Source organism: Protofrankia symbiont of Coriaria myrtifolia (assembly GCF_900634755.1).
Taxonomy (GTDB): domain Bacteria; phylum Actinomycetota; class Actinomycetes; order Frankiales; family Frankiaceae; genus Protofrankia; species Protofrankia coriariae.
The window spans coordinates 1-17,721 of the sequence record NZ_CAAAFS010000087.1 but is presented as its reverse complement, the minus strand read 5'-3'; the positions used below and the strand labels follow the sequence as shown (position 1 = coordinate 17,721).

At 72.1% G+C, this 17,721-nt stretch carries 14 protein-coding genes and 1 pseudogene; 7 read left to right on the top strand and 8 right to left on the bottom strand.

What is annotated here, in order from left to right; all coding sequences use genetic code 11:
* From CM1CMNOD_RS05025 to CM1CMNOD_RS05015, 3 genes and pseudogenes are all read left to right on the top strand, one after another.
* Positions 1 to 256: pseudogene (locus CM1CMNOD_RS05025) on the top strand (hypothetical protein); the annotation flags it as partial.
* A complete protein-coding gene (locus CM1CMNOD_RS05020; RefSeq protein ID WP_013872578.1) occupies positions 253 to 1,374 on the top strand; it encodes an AAA family ATPase in 1,122 nt (373 codons plus the stop codon). The pseudogene CM1CMNOD_RS05025 and the gene CM1CMNOD_RS05020, both read left to right, overlap by 4 nt.
* 6 nt (positions 1,375 to 1,380) lie before the next feature.
* Positions 1,381 to 2,685, top strand: a complete 1,305-nt coding sequence (locus tag CM1CMNOD_RS05015; RefSeq protein WP_013872577.1) for a DUF58 domain-containing protein — start codon at positions 1,381 to 1,383, stop codon at positions 2,683 to 2,685.
* A gap of 121 nt (positions 2,686 to 2,806) precedes the next feature.
* On the opposite strand, the gene CM1CMNOD_RS05010 is transcribed toward CM1CMNOD_RS05015, so the two are convergent.
* The gene (locus CM1CMNOD_RS05010; protein WP_013872576.1) at positions 2,807 to 3,814 is read right to left on the bottom strand and encodes a stage II sporulation protein M; all 1,008 of its coding nucleotides are present in this window, start codon (positions 3,812 to 3,814) and stop codon (positions 2,807 to 2,809) included.
* A 570-nt stretch (positions 3,815 to 4,384) separates the two neighbouring features.
* Between CM1CMNOD_RS05010 and CM1CMNOD_RS05005 the strand changes: the two genes are divergently transcribed.
* The gene (locus CM1CMNOD_RS05005; RefSeq protein ID WP_013872575.1) at positions 4,385 to 5,431 is read left to right on the top strand and encodes an RDD family protein; all 1,047 of its coding nucleotides are present in this window, start codon (positions 4,385 to 4,387) and stop codon (positions 5,429 to 5,431) included.
* A gap of 359 nt (positions 5,432 to 5,790) precedes the next feature.
* Here CM1CMNOD_RS05005 and ahcY read toward each other — a convergent pair whose 3' ends face one another.
* The 3 genes from ahcY to CM1CMNOD_RS04990 all read right to left on the bottom strand — a co-directional run bounded on the left by ahcY (position 5,791) and on the right by CM1CMNOD_RS04990 (position 8,049).
* Positions 5,791 to 7,062, bottom strand: coding sequence for an adenosylhomocysteinase (ahcY, locus tag CM1CMNOD_RS05000; RefSeq protein ID WP_013872574.1), 1,272 nt, complete (start codon positions 7,060 to 7,062; stop codon positions 5,791 to 5,793).
* 442 nt (positions 7,063 to 7,504) lie between these two features.
* Positions 7,505 to 7,705, bottom strand: a complete 201-nt coding sequence (locus tag CM1CMNOD_RS04995; protein WP_043603034.1) for a hypothetical protein — start codon at positions 7,703 to 7,705, stop codon at positions 7,505 to 7,507.
* Positions 7,702 to 8,049, bottom strand: coding sequence for a hypothetical protein (locus tag CM1CMNOD_RS04990; protein ID WP_131789225.1), 348 nt, complete (start codon positions 8,047 to 8,049; stop codon positions 7,702 to 7,704). The genes CM1CMNOD_RS04995 and CM1CMNOD_RS04990 overlap by 4 nt, the downstream gene beginning before the upstream one ends.
* A 549-nt stretch (positions 8,050 to 8,598) precedes the next feature.
* On the opposite strand from CM1CMNOD_RS04990, the gene CM1CMNOD_RS04985 reads away from it, so the two are divergent.
* The gene (locus tag CM1CMNOD_RS04985; protein WP_013872573.1) at positions 8,599 to 11,040 is read left to right on the top strand and encodes a transglycosylase domain-containing protein; all 2,442 of its coding nucleotides are present in this window, start codon (positions 8,599 to 8,601) and stop codon (positions 11,038 to 11,040) included.
* A gap of 222 nt (positions 11,041 to 11,262) precedes the next feature.
* Here CM1CMNOD_RS04985 and CM1CMNOD_RS04980 read toward each other — a convergent pair whose 3' ends face one another.
* The 4 genes from CM1CMNOD_RS04980 to CM1CMNOD_RS04965 form a co-directional block, all read right to left on the bottom strand.
* Positions 11,263 to 12,450 (bottom strand): SIS domain-containing protein, encoded by a 1,188-nt coding sequence (locus CM1CMNOD_RS04980; RefSeq protein WP_043604977.1) that lies wholly within the window; start codon positions 12,448 to 12,450, stop codon positions 11,263 to 11,265.
* 196 nt (positions 12,451 to 12,646) lie between these two features.
* Positions 12,647 to 12,859 carry a Trm112 family protein gene (locus CM1CMNOD_RS04975; protein ID WP_013872571.1) on the bottom strand — a complete coding sequence of 71 codons (213 nt, stop codon included), beginning with the start codon at positions 12,857 to 12,859 and terminating at the stop codon, positions 12,647 to 12,649.
* A 27-nt stretch (positions 12,860 to 12,886) separates the two neighbouring features.
* Positions 12,887 to 14,257: a phosphomannomutase/phosphoglucomutase gene (locus tag CM1CMNOD_RS04970; protein WP_013872570.1), complete on the bottom strand. Its 1,371-nt coding sequence runs from the start codon at positions 14,255 to 14,257 to the stop codon at positions 12,887 to 12,889.
* Positions 14,258 to 14,621: 364 nt separating this feature from the next.
* Complete coding sequence (locus tag CM1CMNOD_RS04965; RefSeq protein WP_076843331.1) at positions 14,622 to 14,966, bottom strand: DUF3499 domain-containing protein; 345 nt, start codon at positions 14,964 to 14,966, stop codon at positions 14,622 to 14,624.
* Positions 14,967 to 15,123: 157 nt separating this feature from the next.
* Between CM1CMNOD_RS04965 and CM1CMNOD_RS04960 the strand changes: the two genes are divergently transcribed.
* Both CM1CMNOD_RS04960 and manA read left to right on the top strand, forming a co-directional pair.
* Positions 15,124 to 15,717, top strand: a complete 594-nt coding sequence (locus tag CM1CMNOD_RS04960) for a metallopeptidase family protein (RefSeq protein ID WP_237702999.1) — start codon at positions 15,124 to 15,126, stop codon at positions 15,715 to 15,717.
* 578 nt (positions 15,718 to 16,295) lie between these two features.
* Positions 16,296 to 17,721: mannose-6-phosphate isomerase, class I (manA, locus tag CM1CMNOD_RS04955; RefSeq protein WP_242625436.1), on the top strand; the 1,426-nt coding region annotated here is incomplete at its 3' end.

Here is a 17,721-nt window from a genome sequence, read left to right as displayed (position 1 = left end):
CCCCGGTGACACGGGGCAGCCCGAGGCGGACCCGACCGCGCTCGTCGCCTCCGTCGCCGCCCGTACCGGACGCTCCCCAATGGAGATCACTTTGCTCCTGTACGGTTCCGGGATGAGTCAGGACGCCCTGGCAGCGGTCAGGACGGCCCCGACGGCAGGGGTGACGGACGAGGCGCTGGTGGCGCTGGTGGATCAGCTCGACGCGCTGGACCGGCAGGTGGCGGCGGGATCAGATCGGCAGGTGGCGGCAGGATGAGTGTCCCGGAGACATCCGACGACACCCAGCGGACGGCCGCCGCTTCCCCGACCGGGCCCGAGGGCAGGGGCTTCGAGGTATCCGAGGCCGGGCTGTCGTCCCAGGTCGAGCTGTCCAAAGCCGAGCCGCCCAGGACGCAGGCGCAGGCCCAGGCCGCCGCGGGTGACCCGGAGACGGCTCGCCAGGCGCTGATCGTGCTGCGTACGGAGGTGGCCAGGGCCGTGGTCGGCCAGGACGCCGCCGTCAGCGGTCTTGTCGTGGCCCTGCTCTGCCGTGGCCACGTGCTGCTCGAAGGCGTCCCGGGGGTTGCCAAGACCCTGCTGGTACGGGCCCTGGCCGCGGCGCTGTCCCTGGACACCAGACGGCTGCAGTTCACCCCCGATCTGATGCCCGGGGACGTCACCGGGTCGCTCGTCTACGACACCCGCACCTCGCTGTTCACCTTCCGGGAGGGGCCGGTGTTCACGAACCTGCTGCTCGCGGACGAGATCAACAGGACGCCCCCGAAGACCCAGGCCGCACTGCTGGAGGCGATGGAGGAACGCCAGGTCAGCGTCGAGGGGACGGCACGCCGGCTGCCGGTGCCGTTCACGGTCGTCGCCACCCAGAATCCGATCGAGCACGAGGGCACCTATCCGCTCCCCGAGGCGCAGCTCGACCGCTTCCTGCTCAAGCTCACCGTGCCGCTGCCGCCGCGCGAGGACGAGATCGGGATCCTCACCCGCCACGCGTCCGGTTTCGACCCGTCCGACCTGGACGCGGCCGGGCTCCGGCCGGTTGCCGGGCCGTCGCATCTCGCCGCCGCCCGCGACGCCGTCCGTGGCGTGCAGGTCCACCCGGAGGTGCTCGGCTACATCGTCGATCTCGCCCGGGCCACCCGGGCGGCGCCCTCCGTGCAACTGGGCGTCTCGCCCAGGGGCGCGACCGCGCTGCTGGCCGCCACCCGGGCGTGGGCGTGGCTGTCCGGGCGGGGATACGCCACCCCGGACGACGTCAAGGCGCTGGCCCGGCCCACGCTGCGGCACCGGATCTCGTTGCGGCCCGAGGTCGTGCTCGACGGCGTCACCACGGACACCGTCCTCAACCAGGTACTGGCCACCGTGCCCGTCCCGCGGTGACCCGCGGTGACCATCACCGGGCGGGCCGCCGGCCTCGCCTTCGCCGGCGTGGTCGCCGTCCTGCTATCCCCGGCCCCGGGGGCGACCCTGCTGCTGGTCGACGCAGCGCTCGTGCTCGCGGTGGTCGTGGACGTCGTGCTCGCCGGCGGTGTGCGCACGCTTGAGTTCACCCGGTCCGGCCCGACGCAGGCGCGGCTGGGTGAACCGGTGCCGCTGGTCCTCGCCGTCACCAACACCGGGCGGCGCAAGGTCCGGGCCCTGGTACGTGACGCGTGGCCGCCGTCGTCCGGTGTCACGCCCCGGGTGCTGCGGCTGACGGTCCCGGCCGGGCAGCGACGGTTCGGTGAGGTTGTCCTGCACCCCACCCGCCGGGGGGACCGCCACCCGTACCGCATCACGGTCCGTTCGCTGGGGCCGCTCGGCATCGCCGGCCGGCAGGGCCGCCACCACGCGCCGTTCCAGGTGCGGGTGCTGCCCGCGTTCCCCTCCCGGCGGCAGCTGCCGGTCGTGTTCGCGCGACTACAGGAAATCGAGGGTAACGTCACGCTCCGTATCAGCGGACAGGGCTCGGAGTTCGACAGCCTGCGCGACTACGTCCCGGGCGACGACGTTCGTATGATCGACTGGCGGGCCAGCGCGCGGCACGGCACGCTGGCAGTCAGATCGCTGCGGCCGGAGCGGGACCGCCGGGTCATCTGCGTCCTGGACACCGGACGGACCAGCGCCGGTCGCATCGGCGACGCCCCCCGTCTTGACCACGCGATGGACGCCGCCCTGCTGCTGGCGACCGTGGCAGCCCGCGCCGGCGACCGCGTCGGCCTGCTCGCGCACGACTCCACGGCCCGGGTCACCCTGCCGGTGGCCGGTGGCGGGAATCCGATGGTCCGCATGAGCGCGGCCATGGCGTTGGTGGAACCCGTGCTGGCCGAGGCCGACCACCAGGCGATCGCCTCGGCGGTGCTGCGCGCCGCCGGACGGCGCTGCCTGGTCGTGCTGTTCACCGAGCTTGCTCCCGCGGTCGTCGAGGAAGGCCTGCTGCCGGCGCTGCCGGCGCTGCCGGCGCTGACCGCCCGGCACACCGTCGTAGTCGCGGCGGTGAGCGACCCGCGGCTGACCGAGCTTGCGGCCGGCCGGGGCGACGTGCGCGCGGTCTACTCGGCGGCCGCGGCCGGGCAGACGCTGCTGCGCCGCAACCAGCTCGCCGGGCTGCTGCGTGGCCGCGGCGCGCACGTCGTGGACGCCCCGCCGGCGACCTACGCGGCGGCCGTCACCGACGTCTACCTGGCTCTGAAGTCCACCGGAGGCCTGTGAGCCCGGCCCGGACACCACCCCGCACCGGACATGATCCGCACGAGTTTGTCGTTGGCTACGCTTTTCGGCCGGACGAGCGCACCCAACGACAGACATCCGCCGATCTTCCGGGACCGGCGCGTCAGGAGACCGGCGCGAGGTCTGCGGAGAGTTCTCTGTCCAGGTCGCCGGACTCACCGGCGGCCACGGCCCGACCGCCGTAGATCTGGACGTACCCGACGAACATCGCCAGGGCGAACGCGCCGATACCGATACGAACCCCGGCCGGCAGGGACGACGGCGTCACGAACGCCTCGATCAGGCCACTGACCGCCAGCGCGGCCGCCAGCCCGAGCGAGATCGCGACCGCGGCCCGGCCCTCGGCCGCCAGCGCCTCCACCCGTCGGCGCGGCCCCGGGTCGATGATCAACCAGCCCAGTCGCAGGCCAACCGCGCCGGCCGTGAAGACGACGGCCAGTTCCAGCATCCCGTGCGGCAGGATCAGGGTGAAGAACTGCGACGACTCACCGCAGCTCGTCATGTAGCCGCCGACGATCCCCAGGTTGACCGAGTTGAGCAGCAGCACCGCGAGGGTCGGCAGGCCCAGCAGCGCGCCGAAGGCGACAGCCGACGCGGCCACCCAGGCGTTGTTCGTCCAGACGCGCGCGGCAAACGAGGACGCAGGATTCTCCGAGTAGTAGCGGGCGAAGTCGCTGTGGCACAACTGCCGCACCTCGCTCGGCGGGAGCAGGCCGCTGTGCGCGGTCGGGCTGTGCACCACCCACAGGCCAAAGGCCACGGCCACGGCCAGCGATGCCGCGCAGGTGGCCAGGACCCACCCGCGCCGCGCGTACACCGCAGCCGGGAACGTGACGGCGATGTACCTGCCGACGACACGCCAGCCCGGCTCCCGCGTCCCGACCACGACGGAACGTGCCCGGGTGACCGTGCCGGCGAGGCGGTCGACCAGCACCGGGTCCGGACCACGGCTGCGGATCACCGACAGATGGGTCGCGACCTTCTGGTAGAGCTCCACGAGTTCGTCGAGCTCCGCCTCGGACATCCGCCGGGGCCGCGCCGCGCGCCGGACCAGTTCCTCCAGCCGGGCCCATTCGCCACGATGGCGGCCAACGTACGCATCCAGATCCATTCGTACCGCCTCCCACCGCGTCCAACACCCGGCAAAGATCGCTACCCGGCACACATCGGACGGGCGGAAACAAGCGAATGGATGATAATAGGATCATAATGGGGTCCGATGTTTCACCCGGTTGTGGGCACGGTTGTGGGGCGTCGGCCCGCGCTGCCATGATCTCTCGGAGGCGTCTGCGGGGCCCGCGGCCCCTCCGCGCGAGAAGAAACAGCGATCGCACAACCTCCCAGCGGACGGGCTCCCAGCGAACGGGAAAGGCCGGAGCGCCCGGCCCTCGGACGCAGGTGCCGACTGCTGGCACACCACCGTCGCGGACCACTGTCGGACATCCACAGGCCGGCAACCGGGCATGCGCGGCAGGGCGTACACAGGCGAGGCGTACACATACAGAGCGGGGACGACAAGGCAAGGACAACGGAGCAGGAACAACGGACAGCGCCGACAGAACAGGACGAGCGTGACCAGGATCGGGGCCATCGGGACTGAAGCCGCCGGGAACAGAACCACCAGGAACAGAAGAGCCGTCGGGAACGCGGCGGCCGGGACCACCGGGGATGAGGCCGCCGCGTGAACCGGCTCGTCACCGGTGAGGCGGTCACGATCGACCTGCGGGTCGCCCGGCTCGGCTCGCGGATCATCGCCGGGCTCATCGACCTCGTCCTACAGGCTGTCGTACTGGTAGTCATCGCCTGGGCCGCCTTCACCACCGTCGCTCCGGGTGACGAAGCGCTGGCGTCCGCGCTCTATCTGGCCGTCGTGGTGCTGGTCGTGGTCGGCTACCCGACGACGACGGAGACCCTGTGGCGGGGACGCAGTATCGGCAAGGCGGCCATGGGGCTGCGGGTCGTACGGGACGACGGCGGGCCGATCCGGTTCCGTCACGCGTTCGTCCGTGCCCTGCTCGGCGCCGTGGTGGAGCGGCCCGGCGCGCTGCTGGCGATCCCGGGAATGATCAGCATGCTGGTCTCCGGGCGGTCCAAGCGGCTCGGGGACCTGCTCGCCGGAACGGTCGTCCTCCAGGAACGCATCCCGCCCGGCGCGGCAGTGCCCGTGATGATGCCGCCGCAGCTCGCCGGCTGGGCCGCCGCCCTGGACCTGTCCTCGTTCGAGGACACCCTGGCGCTGGCGGTGCGCCAGTTCCTCGGCCGGGCCCGGGAACTGTCGCCGCAGGCATGTGAACGCATCGGCAGCCATCTCGCCGCGTCGGTGTACGCCGTCGTCACCCCGCCACCGCCGCCGGGTACCCATCCCTGGGCGTATCTGTCGGCCGTCCTCGCCGAACGCACCGCCCGCGCACGCTGGCAGGCCGAGCGCACCGCCGGCGCGCAGTGGCCGCTCGCCGGGGCCGGCACATCACCGGCACAGCCGGCCCCGCCGTGGGGAGCCGGCCAGCCGTGGACGTCCGGACAGCCATGGCCAGCCCACCAGGGGTGGGGGATCCAGCCAGGCCCGGACGGTCAGCCGTGGACGGCCCAACCAGGAGCGGCCCAGCCGAGGGCGGGCCAACCGGGAGCGGCCCAGCCGAGGGGAAGGGAGTCCTGGGTAGCCCGGCCGAGCGATCCGGACGACGTGGCTGAGGCCCCGACGCCGAGCCCTTTCGTACCCCCGAGCTGACCCGGCCGTTCCGGTCGCGACGGCCGGGTCCGTGGCGCCCGTGACCGGTGCGGCCAGGGAACAGAACTCCCACCGACGAGGCACCCGCTCCTGCCCCGCGGGCCGCCAACGAAAACGCGCGCCCCTGCCCGCGGGCATCGCTGCTCACAGGAACGAGTACGCAAGTGGCTGCCACAGCAACCACTTGTTCCCTCACTCTCATGATCTGTCAATATTTGATCATGAAGGGTTGTGGCGGCGGGAGTGTGCGGGGGATGTCTGGTGGTGTCTGTGGTCAGCGCTCGCGCTGCCCGTGGCGGCCTGCCAGGGGCAGGGCCGCCACGGGGAAACAGGGTGGCTCCTGGGTCAGGAGCCGGTGGTCAGGAGCCGTGCTCCCAGGAGTTCAGGTACTCCTCCTGGGCCGGCGTGAGGACGTCGATCGCAAGCCCCATGGTCTCCAGCTTCAACCGCGCGACCTCCTTGTCGATCTCGATCGGGACGTCGTGGACGCCCGGGGCCAGCGACTGCCAGTTCTTCGTCAGCCACTCCGCGGTCAGCGCCTGGTCGGCGAAGGACATGTCCATGACCGCCGCCGGGTGCCCCTCCGCGGCCCCCAGGTTGACCAGCCTGCCCTCGGCGAGCAGCAGCAGGCGCCGGCCGTCGGCCGTCATGTACTCGTCGGTCTGGTGGCGCACCCGGCGCGGGCCGGCGACGGCCAGCTCGGTCAGCGCCTTGATGTCGATCTCGATGTCGAAGTGCCCCGAGTTCGCGAAGATCGCGCCGTCCTTCATGGCTTCGAAGTGCTCGCGGCGCAGCACGTCCCGGTTGCCGGTGACCGTGATGAACACGTCGCCGATGGCGGCGGCCTCGATCATCGGCAGGACACGGAAGCCGTCCATGGCCGCGTCCAGCGCCTTGGTCGGGTCGATCTCGGTGACGACCACGTTGGCGCCCAGCCCCTTGGCCCGGGACGACACGCCCCGACCGCAGTACCCGTAGCCGGCGACGACGACGGTCTTACCGGCGAGCAGGGTGTTGGTGGCGCGGAAGATCGCGTCCAGGGTCGACTGGCCGGTGCCGTAGCGGTTGTCGAACATGTGCTTGGTGTCGGTGTCGTTGACCGCCACCATCGGGAAGCGCAGCGCGCCGTCCTTGCTCATCTGGCGCAGCCGGATGACGCCGGTGGTCGTCTCCTCGCATCCGCCGCGGACGCTCGGGAGCACCTCGGTGCGGGTCGTGTGCAGCGTGTTGACCAGGTCACAGCCGTCGTCGAAGACGTAGTGGGGGGCGCCGTCCAGCGCCGCGTTGATGTGCGCGTAGTAGCCGTCGCGGTCCACACCGTTGCGGGCGAAGGTGGAGATGCCGTACTCGGCGACCAGCGCGGCCGCCGTGTCGTCCTGGGTGGACAGCGGGTTGGACGCGGCCAGCGCGAGCTGTGCCCCACCGGCGGCGAGTGCCCGCATGAGGTTGGCGGTCTCGGTCGTCACGTGCATGCAGGCGGCGATCTTCACCCCCTCGAACGGGCGCTCGACGGCGAAGCGGTCGCGGATCTGACGGAGCACCGACATGGACCGGTCCGCCCATTCGATACGCGCCTTGCCCTGCTGGGCGAGCGCAAGGTCGGCGATGTCGTTCTTGGGCAGCTCTGCCATCGGAATCTTCTCCTGTCGAGGGGCTTGCGGACCCCGGGCAAGGGGAGACCGCCTACGCGGACGAACCGGCGGGCCTGCGGCGACACGATCATAGTTCCTCGCCCCGTCGGCGGCCCTGGTGCTCGGATCGCCAGAGCGACCGGTGGTAGGAGCGCTCTGCAACGACGTTACGACATCCGCCTGCGCGATCCGTCCTTCGCCATGCGCGTCCGGCGAATCCGGAAGTGGCCGGCGACGTCCGGGACCGGCTCACCCACCGGCCGGCGCCCCGGCTCCCCGAACATCCGCGGCACCCGTCCCGCATACCGCGCCCGGCCACCGGCGGGAGGATCGGCCGCCTCGGCCGCGGAAGGCGACAAATAGTCACAAAAGGCAGACAGTCGTAACTGTCAGAAGTCAGAACTGTCAGAACAGGAAGATAACGGGAAACAGGAGAAAATAGTCACAGGGGTGGCGCGAGCGGGCGGTGCCCGGCGGTCTGGCAGTCCGCGCAGGGGCGGGTCGACCTGATCTGGCACGGCTCCCCGCCCAGGCTCGCGGTCTGGACCACGCCCACCCGTCCCATGCCCTCACAGGTGGGACAGAGCATGTTGATCTCACGGGTGACCGGCTCGGGACGGTCGCCGGAGGCCGTGGGGCTCACCGGGTACGTCCTGCGACGCCGCCCGTCCCGTCGCAGGTCCCGCAGTGGACCATGCGGTTCGTGCTGAAGCCGCCGTCAGCGTCCAGGCCAGCAAGGAACTTCGGCGTCTCACCGATACCACGGCAGGTCGGACAGAGCTGCCGGCCCTCGCCGCCCCGGCCGCCCGCCGAGTACCCGCCGTGGCCGTCGTCGCGGCCATCCGAGCGCCCGCCGCGACGATCGTCGCGGTCATCCGGGTACGCCGCGTCCCACTCCTCGCCCTTACCGTCCATCGCGTCGTCCGCCTCCGCAGCGTCGCGGAGTGGCTCCGTCCCCACCAGAGTTCCCACAAGAACAGTTCCCACGAAACCACTTTACGCAACATGATAAACACGGTCCGGACACCCAGAACCTTTGATCCCGAAGGAATCACAGCCAGGCCACTGACAGACCACTGGAACGTCACCGACGGATTGTCGACAGATCACCAACGGGTCACCGTGTGGGCGAGTCAGCGTACGGGGCGACCGATGCGCGAGCCGGCCGGGCGGGCCGATCAGACACAACGTCGGCCAGGCATGTCGGCCAGGCATGTCGGCCAGGCATGTCGGCCAGGCATGTCGGCCAGACACGTCGGTCAGGCACAACGTCGCCACATCCGACAGCGGTCGGGCGCGGCAAATTCCGATCACACATACGGGTCGGCGACAATCCAGTGGGGCGTCACCGCCCCCAGCGCCACACACCTCCCTGATCTCGTGTGTGTGACATCGTGAGGACAGGCCGCAGGTGTCCACCGACCCCGCGGGCCAGCGGCAGCATGATCATGTTCTGGTGCCGGCCCCGCGGACCCGACGGGTTCGGGCCCTTACGGACCGCCGTCCGGCCTATCACAGGAGGTGACCTCAACGGTCGTGCAGAGAGAGCCCACGTTCCGTGCACGACCGCGCCGTCGCACGGCAGACGCCCATCTCACCTCGGCGCCACGGACGCCCGCTGGCGGGCCGGCCCGCCAGCCTTCCGACACAGCCGGCCCGTCCGGCACCCGGTCGGGCCCTGACGGCGTCCGGCCCCGGGGCCTCGCCGCGGCCGGCGCTCCGGGCGCCGGCACGACCGGCTGGGACGCCCGATCCGACGACGATGCCTCGGCCGCTTCCGACGGGCACCGGGGCGGCCCGCCCGGCGCGGGATCGGGCAGCCCCCCGGAGCGGGACGGCCTGCTCACCCGGCTCGGGATAATCGCCTGCGCCGCCGGTGTCGGTCTCGCCCTGTTGCTCCTTCCCCTGGTCGGCGCGATCGGCCTGTTCGCGAAATCCTCGGCGGACCACTACCTGAGCCTGCCGGACGAACTGCTCACCCCGCCGCTGCCGCAGAGCTCCCAGATCCTCGCCGCCGACGGCAGCCTCATCGCGACGCTGCGCGGGGAGAAGAACCGCACCGTCGTCGACGGCAGGGACATCCCAGTTGTCATGCGGCAGGCCATCGTCGCCATCGAGGACTCACGCTTCTACAGCCACGGCGGGGTGGACGTGAAGGGCGTCCTGCGGGCCGCGCTGCGCAACAGCGAGGCCGGGGACGTCCAGCAGGGCGCCTCGACGCTGACCCAGCAGTACGTCAAGAACGTGCTGCTGCAGAACGCGCACACCAAGCAGCAGCGCGAGGAGGCCGCCGGCACGTCGCTCGAGCGCAAGATCCAGGAGGCCCGGTACGCCGTCGCCCTGGAGAACAAGATCTCCAAGGACGAGATCCTCGAGCGTTACCTGAACATCGCCTACTTCGGCAACGGCAACTACGGCGTGGGTACCGCCGCCCAGAACTACTTCCAGGTCGACGTCGCCAAACTGACGCTTCCCCAGGCCGCGCTGCTCGCCGGGCTGGTGCAGAGCCCGTCCCTGTACGACCCGGTGAACCACCCCGATGCCGCCCAGCTGCGCCGGGACATCGTGCTGGACCGGATGGCCGCCCTGGGCTACATCACCCCGGCCGAGGCGGACGCGGCGAAGGCCACCCCGGTCACGGTGGTCCACGCCGCGGCCGCGGCGGCGCGGGACTCGTGCGAGACGTCGAGCGCGTCCTTCTTCTGCGACTTCGTCCGCTCCCGGCTGCTGGCCGACCCGGCGCTGGGCACGACCGAGGCCGAGCGCGCCCGGCGGGTCTACGAAGGCGGACTGGTCATCGAGACGACACTGCAGCCCAAGGTCCAGGCCGCGGCGCAGAACACGGTCAACGCCGTGATAGCGCCCGACAACCCGGTGTCGGCCACCGAGGTGGTGATCGAGCCGGGTACCGGCAACATCCTGGCGATGGCGGTGAACCGGGTGTTCGGCTCCGACTCCGCCGCCAACCAGACCAAGGAGCCGCTGGCGACCAAGGCGGTGTTCCAGCCCGGGTCGACGTTCAAGACGTTCACCCTTGCCGCGGCACTCGAGGCCGGCTACGGGCTGAACACCCAGTTCTACTCGCCGTCGTGCTACAGCACGAAGAAGTTCCCGCTGGACCGGCGGGACGGCAGCCCCTGCGCCACCGGCTACTCGAACGCCGACCCGGCGGAGAGCGGGATCTACGACATGTCCAAGGCGACCTGGGACTCGGTGAACACCTACTACATCCAGCTCGAGGAGAAGATCGGCGTGCCGGCCGTCGTCGACATGGCGACCCGGTTGGGCATCCCCGCGTCCTACCTGGAGGACGTCCATCCGACCCAGGGCGACCTGACCATCGGCTCCAGGCGGGTCACCCCGCTGGACATGGCCAACGCCTACGCCACGCTGGCCGCGCACGGCATGCGCTGCGATCCGCGGTACGTCCTGTCGGCGAGGGACTCCAACAACCAGAACGTCGACATCGCCCCCGACCCCGCCTGCGAGCGGGCGGTGACAGCCGGGGTGGCCGACACCGTGACAAGCATCCTGGCGGGCGTGGTCACGCAGGGCACCGGGTACCCGAACGCGGCGGCGATCGGACGCCCGGCCGCGGGCAAGACCGGTACCACGGATAACTACTCCGCCGCGTGGTTCGTGGGCTACACCCCCCAGATGGCCGCCTCGGTCGCGGTCGGCAACCCCAAGGGAGCGCAGGGCAACCCGCTGAGGGGGGTCGTCGCGGACGGCCGGACATGGTCCCGCGTGTTCGGCGGAGACCTACCGGCGATCATCTGGGGCCGGTCGCTGCGGGCGGCCCTCAGCGGCGTCCCCGCCATGCCCATGTCGAAGGCCAATCCCACTGTGGCCAAGGGCACCAAGGGCGGGCTGCTGTCGACTCCTCCGCCGCAACCAACACCGGCCCCCACCACGGCGGCACCGGACATCATCGAACCCATCCTGCCGCCCGGCAGATTCCCGGGCCCGGGCCGGTAACGGTAACGGGCCGGAGCCGGCCGGGACTCCCCCGGCCGGCTCCGGCTCCGCTCCGCCTTCACCGGTGGCCGAACGGCCTGAGGCGGCCGGCGTCCATCGACGTGTGCTGCTGTTCGCGAGGACACGTATGGTCACATGACCGGCGCTCCAGGCTGGCCACAGCCTCGGAGCCGGTCGCGTCCGGAACGGCCGCGTCCCAGGGCTGTGTCGCGCCCGGGACGGTTATGTCTCGCGCACGGCCGGGGTGGGCGGGGCGCTCAGGTCGCGCGCGGCGGCCACCGGCGTGGGGTCCACACCGAGCGCGAGCGCGAGATAGACGCTGGTGTAGTCGAACAGGCCCACCAGGGACGCCAGCCGCTCCAGACGGCTGGCCCCCTGCGCGGACAGCTCGGTGACCGCCACCGCCCGCTCGGCCGCGGCCGTGACGGCGGCCTCGGCCTGCCGGGTCACCGTCGGATGCTCGGCCGCCTGGTCGCGCAGCAGGACCAGCCGTAGCCGCACCGGCTCGGCTCCGTCGTCGACCCGGTCGCGGAAGAAGTCCTCCGCCGGGCCGCCGTCGGCCCCACGGACCCCGAACGGCCCGTCCAGGACGCCCGCCTGCAGGCTTGCCGAGTCGGGCAGGGTGCCCAGCAGCGCTGGGTAGCCGGCGTTCGCGGCGAGCTGGCCGGCGGCCCGGCTGGCGGCCGCGGCGGTCAGCGCGGTGGTCCCCCACAGCAGGGGTAACGACCCGGCGAGCTCAAGCGCCAGCACCTTCGCCGGGCTGATGAACGTCTCGCTGGCGGGCCGGCAGCGTACCGCCAGGTCCTCCAGGCGCACCGCCGCGGCCTCGACCGCCTCCGGGCCCTCGGCGGCGGACGGGAGAAGGCCGAGGGCCCGCACGACCGCGACAGCCGGCAGCAGCAACGCCCAGAAACCCGCCCGGGTGGGCCGGCCGTCCGCCACGGGGGCGGGCAGGAACAGTGCCCGCGCGCGTCCGGCGCGATGCGCCAGCGGCGAGTCGGGCAGGCCCACCGCGACCGTCCGGCAGCCGCGACGGTCGGCCTCCTCCAGCGCGGACAGGGCCGCCTCGTCGCGTCCCGAACCGGATATCGCGATCACGACATCGGTCACCCCCACCCATCCGGGCAGGCCGAAACCGTTGTGGCCGAGCACCGGGACCGGGCAGCGTGACCCGGCCACCGCGGCGAGCGCGTCACCGACAGCCGCCGAGGTGCCCGTCCCGGCGACGAGCACCGCCCGTGGACGGCCGTCGGCGGCGAGCGAGTCGACGCCGACCTCCCGCGCCAGCGCGGCGGACTCCCGGACCTGGCGGGCCGACGAGGCCACCTGCGGCAGCATGCCGGACGGGTCGGCGGCGTCCAGCCGGACGACGTCGTCAAGGATGCTCTCGTCCACGCCCGCGTCCCACATGTCCTGCACCATCGCACGCCCGGGCCCGTCCGGACACATCGGGGCCCACACCCGGATCTGGCCAAGCGCACGCCATGGCCGTGTCAGGACCCTGTCAGGACCGCGGACGCCGCGGGCCCGGCCTGGATCAGGCGGAGCCCGGCCGGGAGCCCGGCGGGATCAGGCAGGGCCGGGCAGGGCAGAACCGGGCCAGGGCTCACGACGATGTGGACACCGATGGCCGGGCCTCCCCGCCGAACGGGACGGCCTCGTCGAGCAACATCACCGGGATCTCGTCCCGTACCGGGAACGCCAGGTCGCACGACGTGCAGACCAGCACCGGCTCACCACCGAGGGTGTCCTGGCGCAACGGGGCGTGCGCCGGGCACGGACAGGCGAGGATCTCCAGCAGGAGCGGGTCGAGACTCAACGGCCGACCTCCTTCTTTTCACACTTCTCACAGCGGCTTCTCACGTGGCTTCTCACGGCGGATGCGGGTGAGGACCTCATCGCGCACTCGGGCCATCGTGGCATGGTCGGGGGCCTCCACATTGAGCCGCAGCAGTGGTTCGGTGTTCGACGGCCGTAGGTTGAACCAGACCTCGCCACCGAGCGTGACGGTGAGCCCGTCGAGGTGGTCGATGTCGGCCGCGTCCCCGGCATACGCCTTCTCGATCTCGGTCATGACCGCGGCGGCGTCGGCGACCGTGGAGTTGACCTCGCCGGAGGCCACGTACCGGGCGTGGCCGGCGAGCACCTGTGACAGCGGCCGGTCCTGCTCGCCCAGCACGGCCAGCACGTGCAGGGCCGCGAGCATCCCGGAATCGGCCCGCCAGAAGTCACGGAAGTAGAAGTGGCCGGAGTGCTCACCGCCGAAGACCGCCCCCGTCCGGGCCATCTCGGCCTTGATGAACGAATGGCCGACCCGGGTGCGTACCGGCACTCCGCCGAGTTCGCGCACCAGCTCCGGGACGCCCCGGCTGACGATCACGTTGTGGATGACGGTGGCGCCGGGCTCGCGGGCGAGCTCCCGCTCGGCGACGAGGGCGGTGATGGTGGACGGCGAGACGATCTCCCCGCGTTCGTCCACCACGAAGCAGCGGTCGGCGTCGCCGTCGAAGGCGAGCCCGATGTCGGCGCCGGTGGCCCGCACCGCCGCCTGCAGGTCCCGGAGGTTCTCCGGTTCAATCGGGTTCGCCTCGTGGTTCGGGAACGAGCCGTCCAGCTCGAAGTAGAGCGGGTGGACCGACAGCGGCAGCCCCTCGAACACCGCGGGGACCGTGCGTCCGCCCATGCCGTTGCCCGCGTCCACCGCGACCGTCAGCGGTCGGATCGCCGACAGGTCGACCAGCGTGTGCAGATGCCGGACGTAGGGCGCGAGCAGGTCCTGGTGGGTGATGGTGCCGCGCGGCCCGGTGGCGGGCGCGACGCCGGCCTCGGCCAGCGCCCGGATCTCACCGAGCCCGGTGCCCTGACCGATCGGCGCCGCGCCCGCCCGGCACAGCTTGATCCCGTTGTACCTGGCCGGGTTGTGGGACGCGGTGAACATCGCGCCTGGCAGGCCCAGCGAGCCGGCGGCGAAGTAGAGCAGGTCGGTGGAGCCGAGGCCGGCCATGATCACGTCTGTGCCCTGGCCGGCCGCGCCCGCGGCGAACGCCTCTGACAGCGGGACCGACGAGTCACGCATATCGTGCGCGACGACGATCCGGGGGGCGTCCAGCACGCGCACGAACGCGGCGCCGACGGCGTGCGCGACGTCGGTGTCGAGCTCGGACGGCACGACGCCCCGGACGTCGTATGCCTTGAAGATCCGCGACAGATCGTGCACTCGTCCGCCTTCCCGATCCCTGGGCTTCCCGGTCCCTGGCTTCCTGATCACCAGCCCCTGCCGGCCGCGACGCCGGCAGCCGTCCGCAGGGGCCCTGCCGCCGGTGGCCGTCCGAAGAGCCCGGCCGCGACGGCGCTGACGGCAGCCATCAGCCGCCGCCGGCAGCCGTCCAGGAGCTGCCGGCGGCGACGCCGACGACCTTACCGACACGTTGCCGGCCTGGGCCGAGCCGTTCGGGTACCCGACACCTGGCCCGCCGTGGGCGCACCGGGCCGGACACGCGCCATCCGGCCGGCCCCGGCCGGATGCCAGGCTGGCCGGTTCAGGACGGACGACCCTTCCGGCCCGCCCACCCCGGGGCGGTTCAGGACGGCCGGGGAAGGACCCGTAGATGACCGCGCCGCCCCGGGGTGGGCGGGCCGGGAGGGTCGTCACGACCCGTGGGTCGGGCCACCTCACGAACCGCGTCCGCGAGCGCCTCAAGATCGTCAGAGGCCGGGCTGTGCCTGGACTCGCCCTCGATACGCACGACCGCCCAGCCCAGTGGCACGGTGAGACGGTCGGCGTGCGTCTCACACAGGTCGTAGGAGTGCGGCTCGACATATGGGGAGAGCGGCCCGAGGACGGCTGTCGACTCGGCGTAGGCGTACGTGAGTGTGGCGACCGCAGCCGCTGAACATGCCGAGCGGGAGCAGCGCCGAGGCTTCACGTTCCGGACGGTAGCCCCCGGAACGGGCGACGGCCACAACCGCCCGCCGTGTCGCATCCATCCACGGAGGAAACGTAACAGATTTATAACGCTGCGCGTGCGCGCAGTTGTACAGGCGGGGCGGAGGGGTGCGCCGGAACGCGAATACCGGCGGGCTGTGGCGAACGGTACAGCGAATCCCGCCGGGGCTCCCGGGGGGCGCCGGCACGGTCTGCCCGGCGAGCCGTACGCTCACGACATGGCGGACAACGCCTCTACCGGCACCTCCTGGGGAACCCCCGCACCGGCCTTCCCGTCCACCCAGCCGCCGATACGCGCGGCACGCCGGCGTGACCGGCGCGGACGCGGCCTGCGCGGCCTGCTCCTCCCGCCGGAGGTGCCCGCCTACCGCAGCCGCGGCGAGCGGTTCGACGACCTCGTCCTGGACGCTGTCGAGCACCTTGAGCACCGCTGGTCGGCCGAGCTCGCCGGGGTCGAGTTCGCGGTCGAGGACGTCCCGCCCATACCGGCCGTGTTCGGCCCGGACGACCCGGTGCCGCTGGCCCACCACCAGCCCCCGGCCGGCCGGGGGCGGTCCGCGACACCGGATCGGATCATCATCTACCGCCGGCCGCTGGAAGCCCGCGCGATGGACACCGACGACCTCGCCGAGCTCATCCTGGACGTCCTCATCCACAAGATCGCGGACATGCTCGGCATGGAGCCCGAGATCATCGATCCCGAGGGCCACGGCTGGCACGAGGACGAATAGCCGGACCCGCCACCCCCGCTGCGACAGACGCGACATGCCGGCTTTGCGACCGCCCCTGGATGTCCGCGGTGGTGTCGCGTCAGGTAACCTGACAATCAGATGGATCGACCGTGTGAATACCGGCGACGACGCTGGCGGTCAGGCCAGCGGTGACGTGGGCGATAACATGAACAATAACGTGAGTGACAACATGGGCAGCGCTGCGGGCGGCACAAATCCAGGCGGCCCGGAACACGGGACGCACAGCGAAGGAATACGTACCGCGAGAATGTGACCGGCGAGGCACGTCCTGAGCCGTCAGTCACGGCGCCCGATGCCGGGCCGCGTCGCTGTCAGGCCATGTCAGAGCTGGTCGTGGCACTGTGGGGGATCTTTTCCCACCAACCGTGCCGATGGTCACGCGACACGGGGCCGGTCGCCGGTATCTTTTCCGGCCCGGCCGGGAGCATCCTGCGGGAGAGGAGCGCGGAAAGGCTTTCGGTCGGCCAGTGCCGCGCGGCGGCGACAACGACGGCTCCGGACGGCGGCCCCTTCCGTCCGACGGAGGTCGAGTAATGGTGACGGGGTGGCGAGCAATAGTGACGGCTGATCGGTCCGCCGGGATTCTGCGTTTGTTCGGGCGGGTACGCGACTACGACTGGGGCTCACCCACCGCCATCTACGACCTGCTCGGTGAGGACCCGTCCGGCCGGCCGGCCGCGGAGCTGTGGCTGGGCACCCATCCGGGTGCGCCGTCCGAGACCGAGAGCAGCGCCGGCGGCCGGCGGCAACCGGCCGAGGACGCCGTGGGCCGGCTGCCGTTCCTGCTGAAGGTGCTCGCCGCCGAGCGGGCGCTGTCCCTGCAGGTACACCCGGACCGGGCGCAGGCACGGGCCGGTTTCGACAGCGAGGAGCGGGCCGGCGTACCGCCGCAGGCCCCCTGGCGCCGGTACCTGGACCGCAACCACAAACCGGAGCTGATCGTCGCGCTCACGCCCTTCCGCGCTCTGGCCGGTATCCGTGACCCACGGCACACCCTGCGCGTGGTGCGGGCCCTCGGCCACCCCCCGCTGACCGCCGCGTTCGAGCCGCTGCGGGCGGACCCCGCGGCCGGGGCCGCGACGGTCCTGCGCACCCTGCTGACGATGCCCGCCCACCAGGGACGCGGCCTCGTCGCCGGGACCGTCGGGGCCGCCACCGTGATCGCCGCCCGGGCAGCGGCCGGCGCAGCGGCGACCGGCACGGCGGCAGCCGGCACGGCGGCGACCGGCGCGACGACAGCCGTGACGGCTGACGTAGCGACCGACGTGGCCGCGGCCGCCGACCTGGTCGTCCAGCTTGCCGCGGCACACCCCGGCGACGTCGGTGTCGCCGCCGCGCTTCTGCTCAACGACGTGCTGCTCCAGCCGGGGGAAGCGCTCTTCCAGCCGGCTCGCCTGCTGCACGCCTACGTCCACGGCGTCGGCATCGAGATCATGGCCACGTCCGACAACGTGCTGCGCGGCGGGCTGACGTCGAAACACGTCGACGTGGACGAACTGCTGCGCGTCCTGGATCCGACACCGACCCGGGCGCCCGTGCTCACCCCCCGGACGGTGGGCGGGACGGCCGGGATCATCGTGCGCGCCTGGGACGTGCCGGTCGACGATTTCGCGCTGACCGAAGCGATCTGCGGCTGGACGGCTCCCGCCGGGAGCGCCTCCCACGACAGCACCTCCGGCGGAAACGTCTTTCGTGGCGGCACTCTCGGCGCAAGCGTCTCCCGGGGGAGCGCCCCTGGGAGAAACGTCTCCGGTGGAGGCGTCCCCAGCGGCAGCGCCCCTGGCCGCAACACCCGCGGCGGAAACGTCCGTGACGCGAACGCCCCCGGTGGCGCGGTCACCATCCGGCGTCCAGCCATCCTGTTGGTGACCGACGGCGCCGTCACGGTGGAAGGCGCGGGCATCCCCTCGATGGGGCTTCGCCGAGGCCAGGCAGCCGTCGTGCCTCCGGCTTCGGCTCTGGCTCCGAACAGGGCACCGACAG